The organism is Vibrio sp. CAU 1672 (genome assembly GCF_029223195.1).
Taxonomy (GTDB): domain Bacteria; phylum Pseudomonadota; class Gammaproteobacteria; order Enterobacterales; family Vibrionaceae; genus Vibrio.
Genome location: NZ_JARHUF010000033.1, coordinates 1 through 24359 on the forward strand (window position 1 = coordinate 1; position 24359 = coordinate 24359).

Annotated in this window: 27 protein-coding genes, 1 pseudogene and 1 riboswitch; of the genes and pseudogenes, 7 read left to right on the plus strand and 21 right to left on the minus strand. The window is 49.8% G+C overall.

What is annotated here, in order from left to right; translation table 11 throughout:
* Positions 1–278: 278 nt before the first annotated feature.
* On the minus strand, positions 279–716 hold the full coding sequence (locus P2G85_RS19400; RefSeq protein ID WP_275865716.1) for a MarR family transcriptional regulator: 438 nt from the start codon (positions 714–716) through the stop codon (positions 279–281).
* A 69-nt stretch (positions 717–785) separates the two neighbouring features.
* On the opposite strand from P2G85_RS19400, the gene P2G85_RS19405 reads away from it, so the two are divergent.
* Both P2G85_RS19405 and P2G85_RS19410 read left to right on the plus strand, forming a co-directional pair.
* Positions 786–1208: an organic hydroperoxide resistance protein gene (locus P2G85_RS19405; protein ID WP_275865717.1), complete on the plus strand. Its 423-nt coding sequence runs from the start codon at positions 786–788 to the stop codon at positions 1206–1208.
* 325 nt (positions 1209–1533) lie between these two features.
* Positions 1534–2205: an NADP-dependent oxidoreductase gene (locus P2G85_RS19410; RefSeq protein WP_275865718.1), complete on the plus strand. Its 672-nt coding sequence runs from the start codon at positions 1534–1536 to the stop codon at positions 2203–2205.
* 648 nt (positions 2206–2853) lie between these two features.
* On the opposite strand, the gene P2G85_RS19415 is transcribed toward P2G85_RS19410, so the two are convergent.
* Entirely contained in the window at positions 2854–4533 is a 1680-nt protein-coding gene (locus tag P2G85_RS19415; protein ID WP_275865719.1) for a pseudouridine synthase, read from the minus strand.
* Positions 4534–4909: 376 nt separating this feature from the next.
* On the opposite strand from P2G85_RS19415, the gene P2G85_RS19420 reads away from it, so the two are divergent.
* Entirely contained in the window at positions 4910–5707 is a 798-nt protein-coding gene (locus tag P2G85_RS19420; RefSeq protein ID WP_275865720.1) for a Cof-type HAD-IIB family hydrolase, read from the plus strand.
* A gap of 60 nt (positions 5708–5767) precedes the next feature.
* Here P2G85_RS19420 and P2G85_RS19425 read toward each other — a convergent pair.
* The 6 genes and pseudogenes from P2G85_RS19425 to P2G85_RS19450 form a co-directional block, all read right to left on the minus strand.
* Positions 5768–6168: pseudogene (locus P2G85_RS19425) on the minus strand (hypothetical protein).
* 3 nt (positions 6169–6171) lie between these two features.
* Positions 6172–7281: a GGDEF domain-containing protein gene (locus P2G85_RS19430; RefSeq protein ID WP_275865721.1), complete on the minus strand. Its 1110-nt coding sequence runs from the start codon at positions 7279–7281 to the stop codon at positions 6172–6174.
* A gap of 2 nt (positions 7282–7283) precedes the next feature.
* Positions 7284–7742 carry an oxidoreductase gene (locus P2G85_RS19435; protein WP_275865722.1) on the minus strand — a complete coding sequence of 153 codons (459 nt, stop codon included), beginning with the start codon at positions 7740–7742 and terminating at the stop codon, positions 7284–7286.
* A 212-nt stretch (positions 7743–7954) separates the two neighbouring features.
* Positions 7955–8794, minus strand: coding sequence for an S-formylglutathione hydrolase (gene fghA / locus P2G85_RS19440; RefSeq protein WP_275865723.1), 840 nt, complete (start codon positions 8792–8794; stop codon positions 7955–7957).
* A 105-nt stretch (positions 8795–8899) separates the two neighbouring features.
* Positions 8900–10048, minus strand: a complete 1149-nt coding sequence (locus P2G85_RS19445; RefSeq protein WP_275865724.1) for an S-(hydroxymethyl)glutathione dehydrogenase/class III alcohol dehydrogenase — start codon at positions 10046–10048, stop codon at positions 8900–8902.
* A gap of 203 nt (positions 10049–10251) precedes the next feature.
* A complete protein-coding gene (locus P2G85_RS19450; protein ID WP_275865725.1) occupies positions 10252–10488 on the minus strand; it encodes a hypothetical protein in 237 nt (78 codons plus the stop codon).
* A gap of 105 nt (positions 10489–10593) precedes the next feature.
* Here P2G85_RS19450 and P2G85_RS19455 point away from each other — a divergent pair, with 105 nt between their 5' ends.
* Positions 10594–11466, plus strand: a complete 873-nt coding sequence (locus tag P2G85_RS19455; RefSeq protein ID WP_275865726.1) for a LysR family transcriptional regulator — start codon at positions 10594–10596, stop codon at positions 11464–11466.
* A 96-nt stretch (positions 11467–11562) separates the two neighbouring features.
* Here the strand turns inward: P2G85_RS19455 and P2G85_RS19460 are convergent, their stop codons facing one another.
* Positions 11563–12336, minus strand: coding sequence for a siderophore-interacting protein (locus tag P2G85_RS19460; protein ID WP_275865727.1), 774 nt, complete (start codon positions 12334–12336; stop codon positions 11563–11565).
* Between the two features lie 349 nt (positions 12337–12685).
* Here P2G85_RS19460 and P2G85_RS19465 point away from each other — a divergent pair, with 349 nt between their 5' ends.
* Positions 12686–13864 (plus strand): lytic polysaccharide monooxygenase, encoded by a 1179-nt coding sequence (locus tag P2G85_RS19465; RefSeq protein WP_275865728.1) that lies wholly within the window; start codon positions 12686–12688, stop codon positions 13862–13864.
* A 71-nt stretch (positions 13865–13935) separates the two neighbouring features.
* Here P2G85_RS19465 and P2G85_RS19470 read toward each other — a convergent pair whose 3' ends face one another.
* Genes P2G85_RS19470 through P2G85_RS19480 form a run of 3 tightly spaced genes read right to left on the minus strand, consistent with a single transcriptional unit; the run spans position 13936 to position 15553 of the window.
* The gene (locus P2G85_RS19470; protein ID WP_275865729.1) at positions 13936–14559 is read right to left on the minus strand and encodes an HAD family hydrolase; all 624 of its coding nucleotides are present in this window, start codon (positions 14557–14559) and stop codon (positions 13936–13938) included.
* Positions 14560–14582: 23 nt separating this feature from the next.
* Positions 14583–14894, minus strand: a complete 312-nt coding sequence (locus tag P2G85_RS19475; protein ID WP_275865730.1) for a cupin domain-containing protein — start codon at positions 14892–14894, stop codon at positions 14583–14585.
* A gap of 8 nt (positions 14895–14902) precedes the next feature.
* Complete coding sequence (locus tag P2G85_RS19480) at positions 14903–15553, minus strand: Qnr family pentapeptide repeat protein (RefSeq protein ID WP_275865731.1); 651 nt, start codon at positions 15551–15553, stop codon at positions 14903–14905.
* Between the two features lie 423 nt (positions 15554–15976).
* Between P2G85_RS19480 and ompW the strand changes: the two genes are divergently transcribed.
* Complete coding sequence (gene ompW, locus P2G85_RS19485; protein WP_275865732.1) at positions 15977–16621, plus strand: outer membrane protein OmpW; 645 nt, start codon at positions 15977–15979, stop codon at positions 16619–16621.
* Between the two features lie 97 nt (positions 16622–16718).
* On the opposite strand, the gene P2G85_RS19490 is transcribed toward ompW, so the two are convergent.
* The 6 genes from P2G85_RS19490 to P2G85_RS19515 form a co-directional block, all read right to left on the minus strand.
* Positions 16719–16964, minus strand: a complete 246-nt coding sequence (locus P2G85_RS19490) for a Rho-binding antiterminator (RefSeq protein WP_275865733.1) — start codon at positions 16962–16964, stop codon at positions 16719–16721.
* A 209-nt stretch (positions 16965–17173) separates the two neighbouring features.
* A complete protein-coding gene (locus P2G85_RS19495) occupies positions 17174–17686 on the minus strand; it encodes a macro domain-containing protein (protein WP_275865734.1) in 513 nt (170 codons plus the stop codon).
* A gap of 70 nt (positions 17687–17756) precedes the next feature.
* The gene (locus P2G85_RS19500; RefSeq protein ID WP_275865735.1) at positions 17757–18173 is read right to left on the minus strand and encodes a VOC family protein; all 417 of its coding nucleotides are present in this window, start codon (positions 18171–18173) and stop codon (positions 17757–17759) included.
* 57 nt (positions 18174–18230) lie between these two features.
* Complete coding sequence (locus tag P2G85_RS19505) at positions 18231–18767, minus strand: DUF924 family protein (protein WP_275865736.1); 537 nt, start codon at positions 18765–18767, stop codon at positions 18231–18233.
* A 55-nt stretch (positions 18768–18822) separates the two neighbouring features.
* A complete protein-coding gene (locus P2G85_RS19510; RefSeq protein WP_275865737.1) occupies positions 18823–20670 on the minus strand; it encodes a M3 family metallopeptidase in 1848 nt (615 codons plus the stop codon).
* A gap of 237 nt (positions 20671–20907) precedes the next feature.
* A complete protein-coding gene (locus tag P2G85_RS19515; RefSeq protein WP_275865738.1) occupies positions 20908–21081 on the minus strand; it encodes a hypothetical protein in 174 nt (57 codons plus the stop codon).
* A 197-nt stretch (positions 21082–21278) separates the two neighbouring features.
* On the opposite strand from P2G85_RS19515, the gene P2G85_RS19520 reads away from it, so the two are divergent.
* The gene (locus tag P2G85_RS19520) at positions 21279–21401 is read left to right on the plus strand and encodes a hypothetical protein (protein WP_275865739.1); all 123 of its coding nucleotides are present in this window, start codon (positions 21279–21281) and stop codon (positions 21399–21401) included.
* A gap of 211 nt (positions 21402–21612) precedes the next feature.
* Here the strand turns inward: P2G85_RS19520 and P2G85_RS19525 are convergent, their stop codons facing one another.
* The 3 genes from P2G85_RS19525 to thiD all read right to left on the minus strand — a co-directional run bounded on the left by P2G85_RS19525 (position 21613) and on the right by thiD (position 24053).
* Positions 21613–22338 (minus strand): phosphatase PAP2 family protein, encoded by a 726-nt coding sequence (locus P2G85_RS19525; protein ID WP_275865740.1) that lies wholly within the window; start codon positions 22336–22338, stop codon positions 21613–21615.
* Positions 22339–22444: 106 nt separating this feature from the next.
* Positions 22445–23122, minus strand: coding sequence for a TenA family protein (locus P2G85_RS19530; RefSeq protein ID WP_275865741.1), 678 nt, complete (start codon positions 23120–23122; stop codon positions 22445–22447).
* A 73-nt stretch (positions 23123–23195) separates the two neighbouring features.
* Positions 23196–24053: a bifunctional hydroxymethylpyrimidine kinase/phosphomethylpyrimidine kinase gene (gene thiD / locus P2G85_RS19535; protein ID WP_275865742.1), complete on the minus strand. Its 858-nt coding sequence runs from the start codon at positions 24051–24053 to the stop codon at positions 23196–23198.
* Positions 24054–24157: 104 nt separating this feature from the next.
* Positions 24158–24268, minus strand: a riboswitch (TPP riboswitch).
* Between the last annotated feature and the right edge of the window lie 91 nt (positions 24269–24359).

The following is a 24359-nucleotide window of genomic DNA, read 5'->3' on the forward strand; positions in this document are numbered from 1 at the left end:
CTTTATAAGTTGCTGGGTATCAAACGATGCCTTTGTGGAGGCTTGAGCCTAGTGCAGTGAAAGTTGCACGCTGGGTTCTTAGGGAGACGGCACTTGGTAACAAGTGTCGTCCACCCGACAAAACCTTACTAGCAATTTTGCTAATTTAGTAATTCATGAGTTAACTAAGGTGTGGCAAACTCGTGTAGGTAATAGTTTCACTGGAATTTATTCCACTAGCTTGAAACTGGTTCAATTGCTTCTGCTGCTGAACAATTCAAATTTCACCACTCCATGACTTACTTCGTTAAGTTAACAAGCAACTGCTCACACAGTGTTTTTAATGATGTAAGTTCTTCTTTATTCATCTTGGAGAGACAAAACATTTCTACTGGCACTTTTTGCGCCTGTTCTTTCAGTTTAATCCCAGCAGATGTTAATGTGATGACCCGAACTCGCTCATCTTCAATACTACGGGTTCGGTGGACGTAGTCTTTCGCTTCCAAACGCTTAAGCAAGGGTGTCAAAGTGCCGGAATCCAAATGTGTTTTAGCCCCCAAAGCTTTTACATTTATCTCTTTTTGCTCCCAAAGCACCATCATCACAATGTACTGCAAATAGGTAAGATCAAGCGCTTTTAGTAAAGGTTGGTAAGCTCTACCCATTGCATTCGAAGCACTATAAAGCGCAAAACACACCTGATTATCTAACTGTAGATATTCATCCTGGTTACTCATGGTCACCTCACCAATTAATTCAATTGTGTGCAATTTAATTTTGTGCAATCCTAGTTAAGGAAAAGTACAATGACTACACTCTACACAACTTCTGCAACCGCTACTGCAGGTCGTAATGGCCAAGTTTCTACTGATGATAATTTACTCTCAGTTGCGTTGAGTTACCCTAAAGAAATGGGTGGTTCAGGTGCTGCAACGAACCCTGAACAACTGTTTGCTGCTGGCTATTCTGCGTGTTTCTCAAATGCTCTACTTCATGTAGCCAAAGAGATGAAAATTAAAATCGCATCGGCACCAACAACCGCAATCGTCGGCATTGGCCCAAATGAAAGCGGCGGTTTTGCTTTGACTGTTTCTTTATCAATTGAACTAGATTTAGAGCAAGAACAAGCCGTTATGCTTGTGAAAACGGCTCACCAAGTCTGCCCATACTCAAATGCGGTTCGCGGCAATATTGATGTGAAACTGTCAGTTAACGGACAAGCGCTTTAGTCCCAAGTTTAAAGCCAAAAACTAGGCGGAATCGCCACAGATACGTCAAAAAAACACGAGGATAATTTATGCGCGCGGTAAGACTTCACCAATATGGCGGCACTGACACATTAACGTTAGTGCAGATCGATAAGCCAACAATCAATGCGGACGATATTCTCATTCAAGTAAAGGCCGCTGCAATAAACCCTGTTATTGGAAGATCCGTGAGGGCTATTTAAAAGATTTCATTCCATACGATCTGCCTGTCACACTGGGCTGGGATGTAGCAGGTATCGTAACCCAAGCGGTTGAAAACGTTGATTAATTCTCAGTGGGTGATGAGGTGTTTAGCCGACCAAATATTGCGCGTGATGGCAGTTATGCCGATTTCATCGCCGTAAAAGCAAACGAAGCCGTACTGAAATCAACTAAGCTAGATTTCGCACAAGCTGCAACCCTGCCATTAGCAGGCATTACCGCGTGGCAGTGTCTTGTGGATGTCGCTGATATTCAGCAGGGTCAACGCGTGCTCATCCATGCAGGTGCAGGTGGTGTAGGCCACCTGGCCATTCAAATAGCAAAAGCAAAAGGCGCTACCGTCGTTGCAACCGCATCTTCAGCTAATCTGGAACTTCTGACTCAGTTTGGTGCTGATGAAGCGATTGATTACGCAAAAGCTCCGTTAGGTGAGCAAATTGCACCAGTAGATGTAGTACTTGATACCATGGGTGGAGAGGTACAACAATCGTCTTGGTCTCTGCTTAAGCCTGAAGGTATGATGGTTTCTGTCGTCGAGCCACCAAGTGAAGAAACGGCAAAACAGCACAACGTACAAGCCGCATTCGTCTTCATTGAACCAAGTAGCCGTATACTGACTGAACTCAATAAGCTCGTTGAATCTGATCAACTTCGTCCATTGATTGAGCATCGTTTCCCATTAGAAAAGATTGCTGAAGCACATCAACAAAGCCAATCAGGCCGTACTCGCGGTAAGATCGCTATCGACGTCAGCTAAAACGATTTCTATAGGCTCCGTAAGGTTATGTCTTTTACCCAAGTAGCTCAATGTTATTTGGGTATTTTTATTTTGAGGCTTTGGTAAGACCTAGATTCAGGGTACGTAAATCGAGTAGGCTTGAGTGGTACTAGCGTTTTCGAGCAAACAAAAGAAGCATTAAACCGGGTTAATAGCTACTGATCGAGGCAGGTAGTGATAGGCGACATATACTTTAAAGTTGTTGTTTGGCTTTCAGATAAGGGGATTTCAGGAGCATTACGAATTAGCTTACAAATTTGCCAGTTTACAAATTATTCCTTTTTACTCACTTGCATAACCATGCAAAAGGAAACTTCCTCAAAAAATACAATTTCTGCTCAATTCTGGGAGTTTTCTTTCACCGCACCTTTGGGCCACCCATGAGGAAATGTACTGTGGTTTCAGAGGCAGATCCTGCTATAGAGCAATTACGTTAAGTCGGTTTGGGGCAAAAATGAGTCAGAACCCCTGTCAGATCTGATTAAACTTTGAATTTAAAAGTAACAGATGGTGTCCTGACTAATCCAGTAATCACATTGGTCTGCGGCAGACGGTCACTTGAACCGAGAAAAAAGGCACTGTTCACAGTGCCTTTTTGTTATCCGGAGATGATTGCGTCATGGTGGATCAGAACTCGCATTCGGCCTGGAAGCGCATCCGCTGTTTGCTGTACGGGTGGTCCAGCTCGAGCATTTCCGCATGCAGATGCAGGCGGTTAGCCTTTTCGCCATACAGACCGTCACCGACCATTGGCATGTTCAAACCCAGATGGTGGGCGCTGTGTACTCGCAGCTGGTGGGTACGGCCGGTTTTCGGGTACATGTACACTTTGCTGCGGCCATTCTGTACTTCAATGCGTTGCCAGTAGGTTTGCGCGGTTTTGCCGTGTTCAAAACAGACCAGCTGGCGCGGTCGGTCGTCCGGGTCACCGCGCATCGGCAGATCAATCTCCCCCTCTGCTTCGCTGAGCTCTCCTTCCAACAGTGCCAGATAGCGTTTTTGTACCCCACGGGTAATGAACTGCTTTTGCAGGCTTTTGTTGGCGCGGCGGGTCAGGGCAAACACCAGGATCCCGGAGGTGGCCATGTCCAGGCGGTGGATCACAAACGGCCCCTCCACATCAGGAAATAACGTTTGCAGCCGGGTATAGGCGGAGTCTTTGATGGTTTTGCCCGGCACCGAAAGCAGCCCGGATGGTTTGTTGACCACCACCATGGCCTCGTCCTGGAACAGGATTTCCAGTTCCTTATCTTCCGCCCAGTTTTCAGCCAGCGGGTTCGGTTCGACATCCAGGCCTTGCAACATATGGCCTAAAATCGGCTGGCACTTGCTGTTGCATGACGGGTAGAATTTTGTGTGCTGGCGCACTTCCGATTTTGGCGAGGTTCCCCACCAGAATTCCGCCAGAGCTAATGGCTTGAAACCATGTTTAAAGGCATATTGCAACAGTTTGGGCGCGGCACATTCGCCAGCCCCCGCCGGTGGGACAGGGTTGCTTGTGTCGGCGAAGATGTCGACTAAGTCGCGCTCTTTAGCGTTGCAGTTCAAAAAGCGGTATTGTCGGTGCAGCTTGTGCTGTAAGGTGTTGGACAGCACTTTACGCCGCTCTTTCAGTTCGCTCAGTTGTTGCTCAAGCCCAGCCAGGCGTTGCTCTTTAATGGCGAGCTTTTCATCCCAGGCTTGCTTGAGATATTTGAGGGCATTTTTCTCGGCCACACTTTGCTTGCCGAGTTCATCCAATAATGTTTGTAGCTCAACCGGGCTGAGGTTTTGTTCGCCCTGCTGGCGCTGCTGCTTGCGTGTTGCCCGGCCGGTAATCATGACCTGGCGCTGCGCCTGCTCTTGTTGCTGGTAAGTTTCGCGATCGGCCTGGATTGCCGTTTTGAGCGCAGCCAGTTCCGGACTCGCCGCAAACGCTTTGTACTCGGCGTTCGCCGTGTTAATCGCATCGGTTTCAGCGCGGAAAAAACCTTCGTCGGTCAGCATGTCGTACACCGGTGGCACAAAGCCCGGTAACAGGTTTTGATCAGCGATTTTGCCGGAGAAGGCACTCAAAAAGCCGAGCTCACCGTGCGGATGTTGCACCAACAGCACGCCGAACATTTTGCCGCGTCCGCTGGCGTCGCCCTCTAAACCGAAGTCGTGTTCAAAATCGCTTTGGCTGAGCAAATGCTGCTGCAACTGCTCTGCTGCCAACACGCACAGTGGATGTGGGGTGTAGTAGAACGGAAACGTAAACTGCTCCGGCAGGGAATTACCAGAAATGTCGGCAGTAAAACGAGTAAAGCAATGTTCAGGCGAGTGCATGAGAGAGTGTCCGCGCTAATAAAAATCGAGCGAGGATTGTACCGATTTTGCTCAGGATTACCATGTTGATGTCGAGTGAGGCGTTCGATTTAACGTGCCCGCCTTTGGTCTCGGTTGTCAGAGGCTATCAGCATTACTGAGCTGTTGAGCATAACCCCTTGGTTTGGATTCAGGCGTTATCCCGGCTGGGCCACAAGCATGGCCGGCATTGGGTAGCCATAGTTAATGGAGAGTCTGCCCGGCCAAATTCACTTGAGATTCACCGGAGATCCTGTACCTTAGCGGACAGTTTTTTCGCAGCGTCGGCCATTGACCGCACGGGCATCTCGGCTCCGTTATCAATCGGGTTGGCTGCATCGGTTTAGAGTTTTGGTACATGTCACAAGCTAGCATCAAGTTTATTGCCGCCGATATGGACGGCACCCTTCTCGATCAATATGGTCGTTTAGATCCCGAGTTCTTTGATCTGTTTTTGCAACTGGAAGAAAAAGGCATCTTGTTTTCCGCCGCTTCTGGCCGCCAGTATTACAGTCTGCGCGATACCTTCGCTCCGATCCAGGACCGGATGGTCTATGTTGCGGAAAACGGTACCTTGGTGATGTATCAGGGCAAAGAACTGTACAGCTGCCCGATTGCAACAGCGGAAATCTCGGCGATTGTTCAAGCCGCCCGCGCTATCGACGGCACACACCTGGTGCTGTGTGGTAAACGCTCTGCCTATATAGAAACGCAGGATCCCAAGGCGCTGGAAGAGTTTCAGAAGTACTACCACCGCTGTGAATACGTGCCGGACTTACTGGACGTGGAAGATGAGTTTATCAAGGTGGCTATCTGCCATTTCGATGGTTCTGAAGAGTTGGTTTTTCCCAGCATGCACGCCCAATTTGGTGATTCCCACCAAGTGGTGGTCAGCGCCAAAATCTGGTTGGATGTGATGAACGCTGAAGCGTCCAAAGGGGCAGCCATCAGACATTTGCAACACACCATGGGCTTTGGCCCGGAGCATACCATGACGTTTGGTGATTACCTCAATGATCTGGAAATGCTGAAAGTCAGTGAGCACTCGTATGCGATGGAAAATGCCCATGAGGCGGTTAAACGCACGGCCCGTTTCCGGGCGCCGAGTAACCGTGAAGCCGGTGTGATGCAGGTGATCAAACAGAAGTTGCTGTAATCGTTGCTTATGCCAGCCCTGTGGCTAACACCAAAGGGCCAGGTGGAAGAGTCTATGTGTTTAACGTACGTATTCGGCGTTGGCGCTGACGTACCAGTGATGCAGGGTGCCATCGGCTTGCGTTACCCACAGATCATTGTGGTATTGGTAGATGCGGCCATGGACGGTTAGCACCAGGGTATGTTCGCCGCTTAAGGTCATGCGCACAAAAGGGTCGCTGGTGATCAAAAAGGCGTTTGTCCGTCAACCTCAACGCCATCAGCCAGCACGAAGTAGGCAAATTGCTTTCCGGCGTCGGGATCGGTTGAATGGAGGCGATGGCCCACCAGAGTAAAGTCTTCATTGAGTGCCTGCTCGGAGACTTGCTGTCCCAGCGTTTCGTGAGTAGGAATAAAGACCCATGCCAGTAGGGCAGTGATGGCTATGGCCAGCAGCCCAATTCCGTATTTTAATCGTTTCATGCTTTAATCGGCCAGTTGATTGAATTTCATTTTATACATCCGTTTGTCGGCGATATTGATCAGTGCATCAATATAAGTGTGGTCGCTAGGATAACACGCGCAGCCCAGACTGGTAGACAGGGATGTTGTTTGGTTAAACACCAGGATCGGTTGGTCAAACACCGCATAAATATGGCGCCTGATTCCGTGAATAGTGAGTTCATCCACCGTTTCGGCAACCACGGCAAATTCATCTCCTCCGATGCGGTACACCGAAAAATGATCGATGCACATCGCATCTAACCGCTCGGCTACGGTTTTCAGGGCTTCATCCCCGGCCAGATGGCCCATGGTATCGTTAATCGTTTTAAAGCCATTCAGATCGAGTAAAAACAGGGAGAAAGGTGTTTGCTCCCGGGTGCAGGTGTTGAGCTGAGCAAACAGCGCATTGCGGTTACCGATTTTGGTTAATGGATCGCTTAATGCCAGCTTCCGGTGAAAATGCGATTCCCGGTAGAAGAAGAACGTCAGTGACAATACGGCAATAACAAAGGTGCCCAGCAGCATATACTGAACCTGCATCAGGTGGGCGGTTTTTTCCTGTTGGGCAGTATGTCTCGGGCTGGCCAGGCGAAAGTTGTGATTAACGAAATCCACCATATCCATATACAGGGACTGGGAGCGGCGATAAAACAGCGCAGCGGCCTGATGGTCTCCAGCCTTGGCTTTGATAAGGAGCGGTTCGAGTTGCTGGAAGTCTGCAAACAGGCGGGAAAAATAGTCATGGATCTCCTGACGGGAGAAAAATAACCGCGCTTCTCTGCCATTGATCAGCAAATCAAAGCGGCTCCACGTTAGCTCATACTGAAGCTCCGCCTCTTCAATATTGTGCACATTTTCATCCAGTCGGTGTGCTTCCCCCACCAGCTCAGAGAACTCTTTGGAGAGCTGGAACAAAAACCAGGTCGCTTGCTTTTGTTCGTTCACATAGCTTTCGGCGAAGGTCCGGGTTTGTTGCAGCAGCATAATATTGCCCAGCAGCAGGGAAAGCGTGAACACGGCCAACAACAGTTGGTTCTTTTTTGAAAAATGCCAGTACTCGTTTACAGCAGAGCTCGCTTTTGGCGTGGCCATGGTTATTGTTCAACGCTCATGGTATTGACCTGCCACACCATCTGCGCATGGTACTGGCTGGTATCCAGCTCGGGATAGCGACTGAGCGGATAGATAATCCAGTAAGGGCCTTTGTCCCGAATTCGGATGTAGTGTTTATCCTGCTGGTAGGCCACGATAGGCTGGTAGCGCAGAATGTCTGCTTTACTCAGTACGGCATGATAGTCATTGAGACTGCCGATGTTGATTTTCTCCGGGAGCCGGCCATAGACGTGTTCCAGCAGGGTACTGAGTTTAACGCCCAGAAACTCAGCTGGATTCTCAATCCAGGGGAGCGGGGTGGTGTAAGTGGTCGCTGGCAGGGCTTCGATATCTTTGCGGGAGAGCGCCACGTCAGTCTGGTTGGGGCTGCTGAACTCGATGGTGTTGGCCAGCGCCAGGGGTGACAATATTAACAGTAACAGAGATAAAATGACGCGCACATCGTGCCCCTTCTACAACAATAGGTTTATCAATAACAGAGCCAACATACAGTTTTTTTATTGTTAGTTATGTAGGAAAAGTACCCATCCAGAGTGTTTTCGTCAAGGGTAAGGCGGAGTGCCCCCGAGTTTGCGGAATGAAAAATAGTGTGCTTTTGTATCGCGCAGTGTGAAAAATAGGAGGTCAAGCGTGATTGACCCCCGCATTGCATCTACGCGAACAGGTATTTCGCATGAAAATTGAGATGATCGTCGATAAAACTGGCGATGAAGTAATAGCTGTGATCGTAACCGGCTTGCATTCTCAGGGTTAAAGGCGAGTCGTGCTGCAGTGCGGCAGCCTGTAAGCTTTCTGGTTTGAGCTGTTCGGTCAAGAAGCTATCGGCATCCCCCTGATCGACCAGGATCGGTAAGGCCGAGCGTTTTTGCCGGAGCAGTTCACAGGCATCATAGCGTTTCCACTGTTCTACATCTCGCCCCAGATAGGCACTGAAGGCTTTTTGTCCCCACGGGCATTGCATCGGGTTACTGATTGGGCTGAAAGCGGATATTGAGCGGTACTGATGGGAATTGGTTAAGCCAATGGTCAGCGCGCCATGTCCGCCCATGCTGTGGCCAAATATCGATTTTGCTTCCGACACCGGAAAGTGCTCGGCGATGAGGGCCGGCAGTTCTTGCGTCACATAATCATACATCTGGTAATGACGAGACCACGGTGCCTGGGTGGCGTTCAGGTAGAAACCGGCGCCCTGGCCTAGATCGTAGCCGTCATCGTCTGCGACATTGTCACCACGAGGGCTGGTGTCTGGTGCCACAATCGCGATACCTAGCTCTGCTGCGATACGAAATGCCCCGGCTTTCTGCATGAAGTTTTCGTCGGTACAGGTCAGGCCGGATAGCCAGTAAACCACCGGTACCGGGTTAGACTTGGTGGCGTTAGGCGGTAAGAAAATCGCAAAGCGCATGTTGCAGTTAAGTGTGCGAGATTCGTGGGTGTATTGCTTATGCCAACCACCGAATACTTTGGCTTGGCTCTGGTTTTCAATGGTCATGGGGGATCTCTCGAAAACAATGTTATTTCAACGGTGGACAGAACCGTTGAAGACCGCGATGGCTCCCCCTAAGGAGAGCCGATTTTTAACCTTGTATCTCAGGGCTTATTTATCCATGTGCAGCACAGTACGGATAGATTCACCTTTGTGCATCAGCTCGAACGCTTTGTTTACGTCTTGCAGGCCCATGGTGTGAGTGATGAACTCCTGGAGGCCGAACTCACCCGCCATGTAACGGTTGACGATTTCAGGAAGCTCAGAGCGGCCTTTTACCCCACCGAAAGCCGAGCCTCGCCATACACGACCTGTTACTAGCTGGAATGGACGAGTTGAGATCTCCTGGCCCGCACCGGCTACGCCGATGATGACGGATTCACCCCAGCCTTTGTGACAGCATTCAAGTGCCTGACGCATCACATTCACGTTACCGATACATTCGAATGAGTAGTCCACGCCACCGTCAGTCATCTCGACAATCACTTCTTGAATCGGTTTGTCGAACTTCTGCGGGTTGATCACATCGGTGGCACCCAGTTGCTTGGCCAGTTCAAACTTGTTTTCGTTAATGTCGATACCGATGATACGGCTGGCTCCCGCCATACGCGCACCGATGATGGCTGACAGACCAATCCCGCCCAGGCCGAAGATCGCAACCGTGTCGCCTTTTTCCACTTTCGCGGTGTTCAGAACCGCACCCATTCCCGTGGTGACACCACAACCCAGCAGACAAACCTCTTCCAGTGGGGCTTCTTTGCTGACTTTCGCCAGGGAGATTTCCGGAAGAACCGTGTATTCAGAGAACGTTGAACAACCCATGTAGTGGTAAATGGTTTCGCCATTGACGGAGAAGCGGCTGGTACCATCTGGCATCAGGCCTTTACCTTGAGTTTCTCGTACTGCCTGACAAAGGTTAGTTTTACCTGATTTACAGAACTTACACTCACCACATTCTGCGGTGTATAGCGGGATAACGTGGTCACCGACTTCAACGCTGGTGACACCTTCGCCAACCATCTCAACGATACCGCCGCCTTCGTGGCCAAGAATCGAAGGGAAGATGCCTTCCGGGTCGTCACCTGACAGGGTGAATGCGTCAGTGTGGCAAACACCGGTCGCGACGATACGTACCAATACTTCGCCTGCTTTTGGAAGTTGTACGTCCACCTCTTCCATTTTTAGCGGCTCGCCTGCCGCCCATGCAACCATTGCCTTTGATTTGATGTGAGTTTGACCGGGTTTGATGTCAAGTGCCATTGGATTTTCCTTATTTAATCAATAGGTAGGCGTGTAATAAGCGTAGTCGAGCTTTAGTTTTTCGCCTGTTGTTTTGTTATGGCACATTTTAGTTTTTTCTTTATAAATGATAATCCGGCTGTTTTGAAAATGATCTTTACTTATTTGTAATAATTAAAGTGAGCTTGAGCTATGGCAGCATCGCTGATAATGCTGCCGGGGGGCTACGGGTTTAAGTGGGTCAGCAGGGTTTTGACCTGAGCCTGAATGTAATCAAGTGCTGGCTTCTGGCCTTTCAGGGTGGATTGAGTCAGCAACCCCAGCATCAGGGTATACAGCGCTTCCGCCTGAGAGGCATCCACATAGTCAGCCAGTAGGCGCAGATATTTCTGGTTGGTCATTTGCATGCAACTGTCCTGGCTGACAGCATCAATGCCGATCACTTCGATGTAATCGTGCACCAGTTTCATTTCGCTGAAATAGCGCGCCCGGCTGGCGGGGTTTTCTCTGTGACGAAGAATATGTGAGAATAGGTTTTTGAACCTATTTCACAGGAAATCTCAGCCATGGCGAATTGGGAAGGGGTGAGTGAATTTGTCGCGGTCGCCGAAACCAACAGCTTCACCACAGCGGCAAACAAGCTCAACACCTCGGTGGCGCAAGTCAGTCGCCGTGTATCGGCACTGGAAGAACGCCTGGCGGTAAAGCTGCTGCACCGCACGACGCGTAAAGTTTCACTTACCGAAGCCGGTCAGCTCTATTACCAGCAGTGTAAGCCACTGGTGGAAGGGCTGGATTTGGCTGAGCTGGCGGTCACCCAAATGCAAGCTGAGCCCAAAGGGCTACTGCGGGTTACTGCTCCGGTCACCTATGGGGAAATGAATCTGGCGCCTTTACTCCACCAGTTTTTGGATAAGTATTCGCAAGTGAATCTGGATTTTATCCTGACCAACCAGAAGCTGGATCTGATTGAGCAAGGTGTGGATGTGGCCATCCGTCTTGGTCGTTTACAAGACTCCAGCCTGATTGCCAAACGGCTGGCTTCTCGTCAGTTGTTTGTCTGCGCCAGCCCGGCTTATTTACAGCGCTGCGGAGAGCCGCATACCCTGTCTGAACTGAGTCATCATCAATGTCTGGCTGGTACGGCCGACTATTGGCATTTTAAGCAGCAGAAAGAATTGAAATCCCTGCGAATTTCCGGCCGGATCAAATGCAACAGTGGCTTTGCGCTGGTGGATGCGGCTAAGCGCGGCTTAGGGCTGGTCCAGTTGCCCGATTACTATGTCCAGGATGCGCTGGCAACGGGCGAGCTGGTGGAAGTGTTGAGTGATTACCGCGCTGAGCGCGAAGGTATTTGGGCACTGTACCCGCCCAACCGTAATCTGTCGCCCAAAGTCCGCTTGCTGATTGACTTTTTGGCTGAGAAGCTGGCCGGGTGAGCGGCATCAATCGCTGAACCAGGCTGGGCACGGCATTTGGCAAAACATCCTAAGAGCTCATGGGGCGGGGCTGAGCACCGGGCCTGTCCGTGATTGTTACTGTCCGTTCGATTCTGCATCTTCACGTTTGAGAACTTTATGCCCGTCTTCAGAAACCCCCCGCTTCCAGTAGCTGCTGATGTAGATGTTTTCGCGGGCGACTGCTTTCTCATTGCGAAAGTACTGACGCAGTGCACGCATTGAATCGAACTCACAGGCACACCAAACTGCGGCTTCACCATCTAACCATTCCAGTTCGCGCACCTTATCTGTCAGAGGTTGCTCGGTGACCCAGTGGATTTCCATGCCTTCCGGTGCCTCCAGCGGTTGGATGTCCGCTTCAGAAATCACACTGATAACCGCATAGCCTTTAGCTTCTTCAGGCAGAGTACGAACTTTTGCAGAAAGTGCAGGCAGCGCTGTCATATCAGCGGCCATAAAGAACCAATCGACTTCAGTGTTCAGGTCTGAGATGTTGCCAGGGCCTGCGACGTGGATGATGTCACCTTCTTTTACACACATCGCCCAGCGTGCAGCAAAGCCACATTGCAGATCTTGAGTGATGTGACGGACGAAGTCGATCTCAATCGTGCACTGGTTTGGGTCAAAGCGACGAATGGTATAGGTACGCATTACCGGGCGGCTCTCGTCCGGTATCGTTGTGAGGTCAGTCCCGCCCTGCGGGTTAAACAACAACTTAACGTAGCTGCCGGCACAGTCGTGCGGGAAATCGGATAGCGCTTCACCTTGCAAAGTAACGCGCTGTATGTTCGGTGAAATGGCCGCTGACTGGATCACCTTGAGGGGCTTTGGGTGCGTTTTTTTTCTCATTTTATGATTCTCGATAACTATTCTTTTTCGCATTTAAGGTTAACAGTCAACCAGCGTTATCAACAGTATCTTTAAACAAATTTACACTGTGAACTGAAACCGGGCCGAAGACTAAAAGGCTAACCTGGCAGCGGGAAAATACAGGCTTGTTCTGTTGATCAATATTTGAAGTGACTCGAAAGTGCGGCAGCGTGATGAGGTTAAGCCACATAAAATACTGGAAGCAGTTGGCAAACTTAACATGTCAGGACAATTTCAATCCTTCATCTCAGTTTCATCCTGCTAGCTTTGTTAGCGAACAATAACGTTGCGAGAAACAGCAGCGAGTCAGCTAACACAAGGATGAACCATGAAAATACACACAACCATTGCTGTGGCGAGCTTAAGTGCCGTCGCTGCCGGCAGTTCTTTTAGTGCCAATGCGCATGGCTGGGTTGAGTTTCCCAGTGCGCGGCAGAACACCTGTTACTTGGATGGTGGCTTTTGGACTAATGAGATCCCTAATCAGGCTTGTCAGGCGGCCTATGATCAATCCGGTGCGTACCCGTTTGTGCAGCGCAGTGAGATCGCGGCGAATGTGGCTAACTATCAAGATATGGCACATGTTCAGGCTATTGTGCGTGATGGCGAGTTATGCTCGGCCGGAGATACGGCCAAAAAGGGGTTAAATATTCCGTCGCCATACTGGCAACGCACCAACGTTACACCGGACGGCAACAACCAAATCGAGTTGGTGTTCTTTGCTAAAGCCCCTCATAACCCCTCTTATTGGGAATTTTATCTTTCCAAACCGTCTTATGATCAAGCACTGCCGCTGACCTGGGATGATCTGGAGCTGATTGATACAGCGGGCAATATATTTGTTGATGCAGAAAAACGTTACCGTATTCAGGTTACCTTTCCTGCTGAGCGTTCTGGCGATGCGATCCTCTATACCCGTTGGCAACGTATTGATGCCGCTGGTGAAGGTTTTTACAATTGCAGTGATATAACCCTGCGCGGCACGGGCATCACACCACCCACGGATCCGGTTGAACCGGGTGAACCCGGCAACAATCTCACCGCTTTGGGATACTTTATCGCGCAGGGTTTTGGCCCAGTCGAGCCCGGTGATACGGTGCGTTTTCGTACCTTTGATGTAAATGGTAGTGAGATAGCTGATCTCAGTTTGCCGATTACCACTGCCAATACCTCCACATGGGCAGCGGAAATTGCTGATCAGTTCAACTCGCGCCAAACCGGTGAGTGGTATATCGGAATCTGGCATCAAGATATGAATCATTATATGTTTGATAGCAACAATATTTATGCCAATCAGTTACTCGCCCCTAACGCCAGTTTCAGCTATGCCTTATCTCTGCTCAAGGGGGAGACCTCGCCACCGGTAAAACCAGACAACTGGTGGGATAAAGATGCGATCTATAATCAGGGCGATGTGGTCATCCACAACGGTCAAGAGTGGACCGCACAGTGGTGGACCCGTGGTGAAGAGCCGGGTACCACAGGAGAGTGGGGTGTGTGGCGTTAACCTGGCTTTCTCCGGATCAAACTGTCACAGCCCTTTTCTATTTGAGAAGGGCTGTGGTGTTTAGTGTATGGTTAATTATTATTCTCTTGCCACACTTTCCAGTTCAGCATCGCATGGTTGGCCATCCTGAGCATCGGCAGGTCTTCGTAAGTATCGCCATAAGCATAAACGGCTCCATAGTCGTTGACATCAAATGCGTTTTTCAGACGTGCGACTTTTCTTTTCAAGCTGCAATCGCCGGTTTGATAAATTCCGCTAATGCGAGTTTTGTCCGACAGGATCTCGCTGCAAAGCAACTGATAGCCTTGTGCCTCACACCAAGGTTTAAGGTAAGCATTGAGAGAAGCTGAAACCACGACAATCGTGTCAGCTTTTTGCTGGTGCCAGTTCAGCTTGTTTTGTGCTTCCGGGCGGATATGACAACAAATCACTTCGCGAGCAAACTGCTCTCCCAGCGCTTTCACCTGCCTGGTTTCCCGGCCTGCAAAAGCAATGAAACTGGCGATCGGCCGCATCCTTCGCGCTGGAATGACTCCCGCTTTGTAGAGCGTATAAAATGGCAAGATCAGCACTTTGCCCAGCCACTTGCGCGGGCCTGAAGCCGAGTAATTGAGGAACAGACTAAACATGTCCGCGTCGGTGATGGTGCCATCAAAATCAAACAGTGCCAGTGATGGTTTATTGGTATCGATCAAAGTCAGCGCCTATTTATTCGGGCTTAGCGGTAAAACACCGCGAGCCAAATCGTTTCTTGCCCGGGATCGGTCCAGCTGACCCGGTGTTTGGTGTGAGCCGGAATGTTGATGTAATCGCCAGCTTCCAAGTGCGTGACTGAACCATCTTTAAAGGTCAGTTCTCCAGCACCTTGCACTACTAATACCCATTCATGTTCTTCTTGATCGTACCAATCGTCTTTTGCTGTAGTGTGCCCTTTAGACACAATGCGTTCAATGCGCAATTGTTTGTAGCTAAGCAGGTCATCAAATACCTCTTCACTCAAATTATTCGGCAAGTCTTTCAACAGGTTCATCATCTTTCCTAAATAATGAGCAGCCCAAATGGCGCGAGCAGTTGTTCTTGTTGCCAGTCGCATATTTTAACACCAAACAGGGAAACCCGGCGCAGATCTAACCCCTCCAGTTCGACATGGGTGAGATCACACTCTTCCAAGTTAAAGGTGCCCCACTGTTCAGGGCTGAACTCGCCGCGAGACAAATCGGCGCCCTTCAGACTGGCTCCTGATAGATTGGCGCCGTTCCAGCGGTTTTCAAACAACTCGCATTTTTCGAGCAGAGCACGCTCGAAGTTGCTGTAGGTCAGGTTGCAACCGGTAATAAAAGCTGAGCAGAAATACACACTTTGGCTGACCCGATTGGCAAAGTTGGCGCGTTGAAAATTCGCACCTTTAAGATCGCATTGGCGAAACTCCACCCCGACACAATCGGCGCCGCAAAACTGGCTCATGGTCAGCATGCAATGCTGAAAGCTGGCATCTTTTAACTTGGCAAACCGAAAACTGCAGCCTTCCAGCGCCTGAGCTTCAATAAAACGGCAGTCAATAAATTTGGCATCACGCAGGTCGGCATGATCAAAGTTACACAGGTAGAAACGGCAGTTTTCAAAGGTTGCGTTTTGCAGATCGTGATGAGAAAAGTCCTCACGGTTAAAGGTCATGTCAGTGGTTAGCATTTTTTCTCCTTGGTTACTGGCAGGTTACCATTGCAAAGAGTTGATTTTCCATAAAAATAACCTTTTATTTTTCAATACTTTATAAGGTGCTCAAATCGCGATTTTAAGCGGTCAAACCAGCGTTTTAAGTGGGTTGTTTGGAAAAAAAAGGATTTGCGTATCCGGAAAAAAGTTTGCTGCCGCTATGAGGCGGGCAGGGACAACGGCTTGGGGTGGTTGAAAATGGCTTCTCACACGCACAGTTTGCATTACAGGTTTGTATATTGTTTGCACGATTTGTTGATCGTTATGGTGTTTTTGGCTACAAAAAGGTCATGTTTTTCACAAATTGATTTCCATCAAAAGTGTCGGGTTTCTATGTGCTAGATTGCGCACAACAAAAAAATATAAAGATAACGAAGCCCTACAAAAAGGAAATAGAAAATGCAAAAAACAATCTGTAGCTTGGCAGTGGTTGCCGCTTTAGTTTCTCCCCAGGTTCTTGCTCACAAAGAAGGTGATTTCACACTGCGTGTCGGTGCGGCATCGGTCGTGCCCAATGACAGCAGCGACAAAATTCTGGGCAGCAACTATGAGCTGGAAGTGGACTCTGATACCCAGCTTGGCCTGACATTGGGTTATATGTTTACCGATAACCTCAGCTTTGAAGTGCTGGCGGCCACGCCGTTCAGCCACAATATCTCTACCGGACTGGCAGGCCTGGGCGACGTCGCTAAGACGAAGCACCTTCCGCCAACGTTTATGGTGCAGTATTACTTTGGTGAGGCTGAAAGCAAGTTCCGCCCTTACGTGGGCGCGGGCCTGAACTATACCCTGTTCTTTGATGAAGGTTTCAATGGAACCGGTAAATCTGCCGGTCTTTCCGATTTGGAGCTGGAAGACTCTTTTGGTCTGGCTGCGAATGTGGGTATCGACTACATGATTGATGACAAATGGTTTGTGAACGCGTCAGCGTGGTACGCCAATATCGAAACCGAGGCCACCTACAAAGCGGCCGGTGAGCAGTATAAGACCGATGTTAAAATTAACCCTTGGGTATTTATGATCAGTGGTGGTTATAAGTTCTGATAAACCATCACCAACTACCATTGGCATGACATTAGGGGCGGTTGCGGGAACTGCCTCTTTTTTTGTTTATGGTACCAGCCTGGCGGACTATAAAGCGCTAATCGAATTTGACCTGATTGAAATGCGGATTGTTACTCAGGGCGGTCATCGACAGCAACTGCTCAGTGGGCAGAGCGATGTGTTCGCCCTCAACATCAATGAACAAGCATTCCTGACGTTGCATGTCATACCCGGTGTCGAAAGCGGTTCCCTGGTGTTTCATGCCATTTTTCAGGGTAATTTCCACTGGCAGATTGTACATACACGCAATCTCGATGTAATCATATTGGCGACAAGTGATCATTCTTTTTCTCCTATGCAGCAAGCTTTGCTCATCTGGCCTGTCACTCTGGCAAACTAACCTTAAAACTCTGCTTATGTCAGATGATAAAAGCGACATATACGAACGCCTACTATCAGCATAGTTGATCGTGAAGTAATCCTGGCTAACTATCTAACCATGCATCGTTTTGGCCGGTGGTGGGGCGTATGAAGGTGAGTGCCTGTCTGTCTCTATAGTCCTTGATACGCGTTTCGCCAGATATACGCCATTTCATCACTGAAGAGGTAAAAATGTAACTCCAGTGGTTGGTATTGTGGTTGTAAGCATACCCCGAACGCCACTTCGGCAGCTTCCTCTGGCGGATAGCCGTATATGCCACAAGAAATGGCGGGCAGCGCCACACTGCGACAGGCGTTGCTGAGTGCAAGATCCAGTGACTGCTGGTAGGCCGAGGCCAAGATTCGTCGGGGATTGCTGACCTGGTGGTAAATCGGCCCGACCGTATGAATGACAAAACGTGCGTGTAAGTTACCGGCAGAGGTGATCCGCGCTTCACCGTACGGACAGCGCACGCCGTCTACTGCCTCGATCTGGTGGCAGGCTCGCAGTAAGTCGAGCCCGGCGGCGCGATGGATGGCCCCATCCACCCCACCGCCGCCCAGCAGGCTCGGATTGGCGGCATTGACGATCGCGTCGACGTTGGCGGTGGTAATGTCACCTTTGAGGATTAAGATTTTACCCATTGAGTGCCTCCGGTGGTTAGCGTAAAGCTGGCTGACCAGCAAACTGAATGAAGTTCATCAACAAGAAGCTTTAGATCTGAGGTTTTAGTTCGACGACATTGCCTTCAGGGTCGGTGATATACAGTGAGCGACCAAAGCCCTGTGCCCCATAGCGTTCGGCGAAGCTTTTGGTTTCAATATTGTGGTTGTGCAAGTAGTCCAGCAGCGCCTGTTCATCAAATGGTGCCAGTTGCAGGCAGAAATGGTCAACATTACGCCCATTTTGGGTCGGCGCGCCGCCCCCGAGCTGGCCAAGCTGACTGTCGACGGTGACAATGTCGATCAAGGCACTACCGGCGCGCAGTTGGGTTAACCCCAGAGTCGGAAGCTCTCTTTCGATCGGGCAGCCCAAAATATCCTGGTAGAAATGTAGCATCGTGTCGAGATCGCTCGTTCTGAGCACCAAATGGTCAATGGCTTTGATCGCCACAGGGTTGCTGTCCGCCATTTGTTCTCCTTAGTCTTTGCACCTGAGACAAAGTATAAGCGCCTCAGCCGCTTTTGCTCAGAAAGCGGAGTTAGGTTGCTGGAGAAAGGCGGATTCTTCCGGGGTACTGACCCGGTTCAATATGGCATTGCGATGCGGGTAACGGCCAAAGCGATCAATGATGGCTTTGTGCTCAAGTTCGAACTGGTAGTTGGTTGGATTTCCCAGCGCCTTGAATAATTTTTCAGCTTCAACATGAATGCGTTTTGATTCGCTGTGCATAAATGGCATGTATAAAAAGCTGCGTTCGGCTACGTTAAGTTGTTGGTCTGCCTTGGTTAGAACCGCTTCTTGTGCCAGGGCTAGAGCCAGGGGATCTTGTGCGAATGCCCTGGGTGTATCGCGATAAACGTTACGCGAAAACTGGTCGAGCAGGATGATTTCCGCTAAGCGGCCTTTTGCGCTATCCCGCCAGTCAAACAACTCGGCTTTGGCAGCCTGCTCTAACAGCGGCGTAAAGCGTGTTTCGATCTGTTTGTCGATGGCCGTATTTTTCACAAACCACGCTTTGGGTGTCAGCTCTTCAAACCAGAATGTCAGGATCTCTTGATACATATTGTGTTCCGATAAAAAAAGAGCCGGAAGGGTAACTTCCAGCTCGCTGTTTGGGTTATCGACCGTAGGTCGCTTCAATGTAGCGCTCAAAGTCGTCACACATCTGTTGGTCAGAGTTGGCGTTGCTCGCTAGTTCTTGGCTGCCGTCGATCACCTGAATGGTTGCGTTCAGTGACGCCACCGGCGCTCGGTCTCTGGTTGTCAGAGCGGTGATCTTCTGCTGCTCCACTTGCCACGCCTGCTCAGGAGAAAGGTTACACTCATCGGCCAGGTACTTGGCATTAAAGCCCTCGCCGGTCAGGCTCAGGATGGTGTCATTGTGAGAGCGGTGATTGCCCGCATGCCAGTAGTGCTGTGCCAGCAGTGGGCCAATTTCCGGGTTGTCTGTCAGGTAGCCGAATCGGTCGAGAAAATAAGCGCGGGTCTGATACACCGCCATATGAGCCAGCAGGTAGCCATGATACGCACAGGCAGCTTCATCAGAGATAAGGTGTGGAATCGCCAGCAAAGGGCGCGGGCTACACTCAAGGCCAAGGATTTGCTTTTCCGTATCACGAGCCAGCTGGGTAATCCGTTCTGGGCTGAGTTCTTCATCACTCAACTGGTACAGCGCACGCTCAAAGTAGGGCACCACCAAGATGCTGCGCTCTTCGTAGGCTTTAAATGGCTGGCGGCTGTTGATCATTGCTTGGATTATCTCGTCCGGAACCGGGTTACCTTCGGCATCCAGCGCGTATTGCTTCAACCAGTCAGCATCGGTCAGCAGGCTATCGCAGAACATCGATTGGGTCTCGGCGTAGGCCATCGAGGTTGGGGCAAATTCCTGCGAGAAGCATGGGGCGTTCATTTTTACATTGGCAAAGTGGGCGGCATGGCCACCCTCGTGGAACAGGGTGTTGATTCCATCGAAGCCACTGCCGATCTGATCTGGTTTGGCATTGCTGGTAAAGTTGACTTTAGCAGCGATCCATTTGCCTTGATCATAAAATGACGGGATCGGGCCATGGCAGAAACCATTTGGGTATTTGCCTTTGCGATCCAGCAGATCCAGAGTCAGCTCTGCACCGGAATAATCGATATTCAACCGGCCAAACGATTCAACCCAGCGGCGCAGTGATTTGGAGAACGGCACGTACGGATCTAAGTCACGCATTACATCACCGGCAAATGAGTATACAAAGTTGTGTCCGGCCAGTGCCTGCTGGCCTTTTTCGCTCGCCAGGTTGAGCAGGCTGTTGGTATGTGCATCACGGGTGCGTTGCTCAAAATCATCCAGGATCGCAAACAGCTCCTCAGTGGTCATTTTTTCTTTTTTGGCGACTGAGTAGTCAAAAAAGCTGGCGTAACCGAGTGAGCGGGCAAATTGATTGCGCAGTTTGATCAGCTCGATAAAGCCATTATCTAGCAACCACTGCTCGAGATCTAACAGGGCCTGGTGCGCAGACTGGCGAACCGCTTCGTGATTATTGGTGCGAATTGCTGCGCTGAGTACTGGTAGCGAACCTTCTGTCGGTTTACCGTGTTCATTGAGGAAGGTAAGGGTATGCTGCTGTTTCTTTTTGAACAACTCGGCTTCAAATGCGATTAACTTGTTTTTTAGCGCCTGGGCTTGCTGGCTCTCAATGGCATGGACTTCAAACGTCGCCAGCCACCCTTCCAGGCCGGTGATGGTCTGCTGCTTCTCGTTGGGTTCTGCGATTGATTGGGCTGCCTGCAATTGTTGCTTGATTTCACTGATATAGGCAGCGTTGCTGAGAAAATTGGTCCACGCGGTTTGGGCTTCCGTGGAACCTTGGTGATCATCACTGATGCCCATGTAGGTATCCCAGAAGAAGTCTTCTTTACTGCGATGGATGGTTAAATAACGGTGATTAAGATCGTTGAGAAATGCCGTTGCCGTCATGGTCGTCCTTGTTATGGTTATATCATTGAGAAATCAGTATGGCATGCCTGCTATCCAGATAAAGAACCTGAATAAGATTTACTGCGTTTATGTTTTGTAAACATGCCTTTACCAACGATTTACAGTCGGATAGGGCAACAGCTTATCAGTATAGTCGCGGCAGTGGAACTGGGATAACAGGTCGGCTATGGATCAAAAAACCGAGCGATATCTCGCCCGGTTTATGGTTAGTTATGGCTATTTTTCAGGATACTCTTCGACACCTTGTGGTTTGCCTTCGGCTTTCCAATGCTCATTTGGGTCATAGGCTTCGTCACACAGGTCGATGGTATAGCCCATCTCAATCAACTCTTTAAGAGTGAGATTATCAGCGATTTTAGCAACCTCACCTGCTTTATTATGCAGTTCCATACTTTTCCCCTCTGGTGCCTGTATACACTACTAAGTATATACACTCAGTGCTGGCCTGCGGATTAATAACCCCTGTTTTTGCTATGGCTTAGGCGCAACCTTAAACAATGTCTTTTATTTCAGTTGGATACAATAATTATTCAGCCAGCTTATTTAATACATTTTCTGTCTGAACTGTTAGCTTTGAGGAACGTGTTGTGCGATCACCTGAGCGAACAACGGCATTGTACTGTGTCAGGTTATTCTCCGGACGAGTTGGCGACATTAAGGCGCAAGCCATGCTGGTGCTGGTCTTGGGTGCCAAATACCAGGCCGGGTAACGGTTATCAGGGCCGGATTATCGCTTGCGGTGCTGCGTGGGTGAGCAGCCGCTCGCTGATATGAAGCGGCGGGCTAACATCATGTGTGAGTCTGGTTAGCGGTTTTATCAGCAGTTTGTCTCTTGGGGGCCGCTGATCATGGCCAGAAAAGTAGCGTTTGAAAGTAAGAAGCCAGCAAATGGCCGGCTTCTTTTCTATCTAATAGAACAGGTTATTTTGCGCTTAAAGAGATGAAAGGCCGCTTATTGGTGAGCTGGAAGGAGGGAAACAGAGCAAATACAATCGCGACAAATACCACAGAGCCAATTAAATCCTCGACGCGATGCATACCCAGCCACAAGCGGCTGTACGCCACTCCCATACCCCAGCTCCATAACACAAAGGCAGAGACGTAGCATCGTTTCATTAGCATTAACCCTCCGAAGAAGGCCAGACAGATGGCGACGAAAATCGTATGGCCTGACGGAAATGAGTAGTCTTTTTCACCTTGCCAATGGCGGGTACGCCAGTCACTGACTTTGGTCGAAACCTGTTGAATGAGATTAGCTTGCTGTTCGGTGGTCAGTTGATAGAACGATGATGGATGTTCTATCAGTTGCTCCGCTGCCAGTAGTTCAGTGTAGGGGCGTGGACTCTCGGTTACCAACTTCAGTCCCGTTTTACTGGCGAAACCAATCACCAATAGAACGCCCAGCAGAGACAGTTGTTGTATCCAATCCGGTTTGTTCAGCTTAAACCGGTAAAGGGAAAGTGCCAGAACAATCAGAGTGATAAGAAATCCTTTATGACCTGCGGAGTCAGTTAGCAGGGTAAACAGGAGGCCAACCAGATCAGTTACGGGTGTAGTGAGTTCATGTACCGTGCTAAAAAACGATAAAGAGATGATGCCCATCAGCAATAAAGCTAGCATGATTAAGCCGTATTTTTTTGTTTTCATTAAAGATGTTGCCGCCAGTAAATAACAGGCGGCTATCTTAAGCTAAGTGGTGTGAAAACCAAATCAACGTAGTGTCAAATCATTCCGTCTAAGATTACAAACTGGCTTATCTGATGTTGAGAGGCAGTGCATTAAGGCCTTGTTGCCAGAACGCGACTTCCAGCCGGGTTGCGGTTTTGAACACTTGTATCAGGTGTTGACCGCGCTGGCTGTGGCGGTCGATCCCAGCCAGGAGCTGATTGAAGTGGGCGGCACTTTTGGCTACCCCGGCCTGAAATGCCTCTCCGCCATACAGGTTGATCCAGCAGGCGTAGGGGTTGCCGTTGATAAGCGTGTTTTGGTTCTCTATCAGACTTTTACCGATCTGTGCATAGCCGAGCGAACAGGGTGCCAGTGCGGTATAGAGTGAAACCAGATCGCCGCTCATCCCCGTATCAAGTACGTAGCGGGTATAGGCCACGGTGGCGCAATCTTCCGGCTCGTTTTCAAGATCAGATTCGGTCAGCCCCCACTGGCCACAATAGCTGATATGGTGGCTTATTTCCGAGTCGAGCAGTGCATGCACGCCTGACAGCGCATGGAGCATCTCTTCTAATGAGTGGGCTTTATATATCGCTAAAGCATAGGCGCGGGCGTACTGTTTCAGGAACAGGAAATCCTGTTTCAAATAATGCATAAAGCATGGCTGGGCTAAATGCCCCTGCGCTAACTGTTGGACAAACGGGTGTTCGGTATACGCTTGCCAGTCTTGGTGGCAAGCGGTGATCAAGTCTTGGTAGTGCATGTTTCACTCTCAACGAAAGCTTGCGTGGACTCGCTATTGCAGGCTGGCGTTATTTATCTGGATTTGAACTGGGTTAGCGGACGTACATATGGCCGGTAAAAAAGTGGTGCACCGGGCCGTGGCCTTTACCGACATCCAGTTGATCAGCATGGGCAATGGCCTGTGAGATATATTGTTTAGCCAGATAAACCGATTTATGCAGGTTGTTGCCCTGGGCAAGGTATGAGGCGATTGCTGAAGAAAGCGTGCAGCCCGTTCCGTGGGTGTTTCTGGTCGGGAAACGTTTGGCGCTGAGAAGCTCGGAAGAGCCCTGCAGGATCAGAAGGTCATTGCTGTTTTTATCAGCCTCTAAATGGCCACCTTTTAGCAGAACCGCTTTCGCTCCCAGTGCGCGTAAATCGGCCACCATGGCGTTCATCTCTGCTTCAGATTCGGGGATTGCTTTTCCGGTTAATGCCGCACCTTCAGGTAGGTTGGGGGTAATGATATCAGCCAGCGGGATCAGGTCCTGTTTAAGGGTGCTGATGGCGGATTGTTCCAGCAGTAAATCACCGCTGGTGGCGACCATGACCGGATCGATCACCAGGTGTTTTGGCTGGTACTGTTTGATCTTATTGGTTACCACTTTGATGATATTGGAATCGGCTAACATCCCTACTTTCACTGCGACGATATTGAGATCGCTGAACACGGCGTCCAGCTGGCTTTCGACGTGGTCAAGTGGGATAGGAAAAATGGCTGATACGCCTTGGGTGTTCTGAGATGTGATAGCGGTGATCACCGAACAGGCAAACCCACCAGTTGCTGAGATGGCTTTGATGTCGGCTTGAATGCCGGCGCCACCGCCACTGTCGGATCCCGCAATCGTCAACACGATCGGTGTAGAGGGTGCATGAATGTCTTGTGAATACGGCTGTGCTTGTTGTGCCATGGATCGCTCCTATTACAAGACGTACAGGAACTGACTCTGGCCGTGACAAAAGAAAGATCAGTGATCTTATCTATTGAGGCTAGCCTGAGAGTGATGGCCAGCAGGGCAAAGTGTGTATAGTTCCCTACGTCAGTATTAACTGAATCAGGTTCAACGGGTCTCGAACTTCGATCTCAGCCGCTGCAGATAGTGCATTGGCTCCCCGACTATTTCGAGCCGATAATAGCAGCTGACGCTACAGCTGGGCACGTACTTTTTCTTTCTTAGTGAAGTATTTGTATAAATATGAGAGGTGAGAAGCGCTTC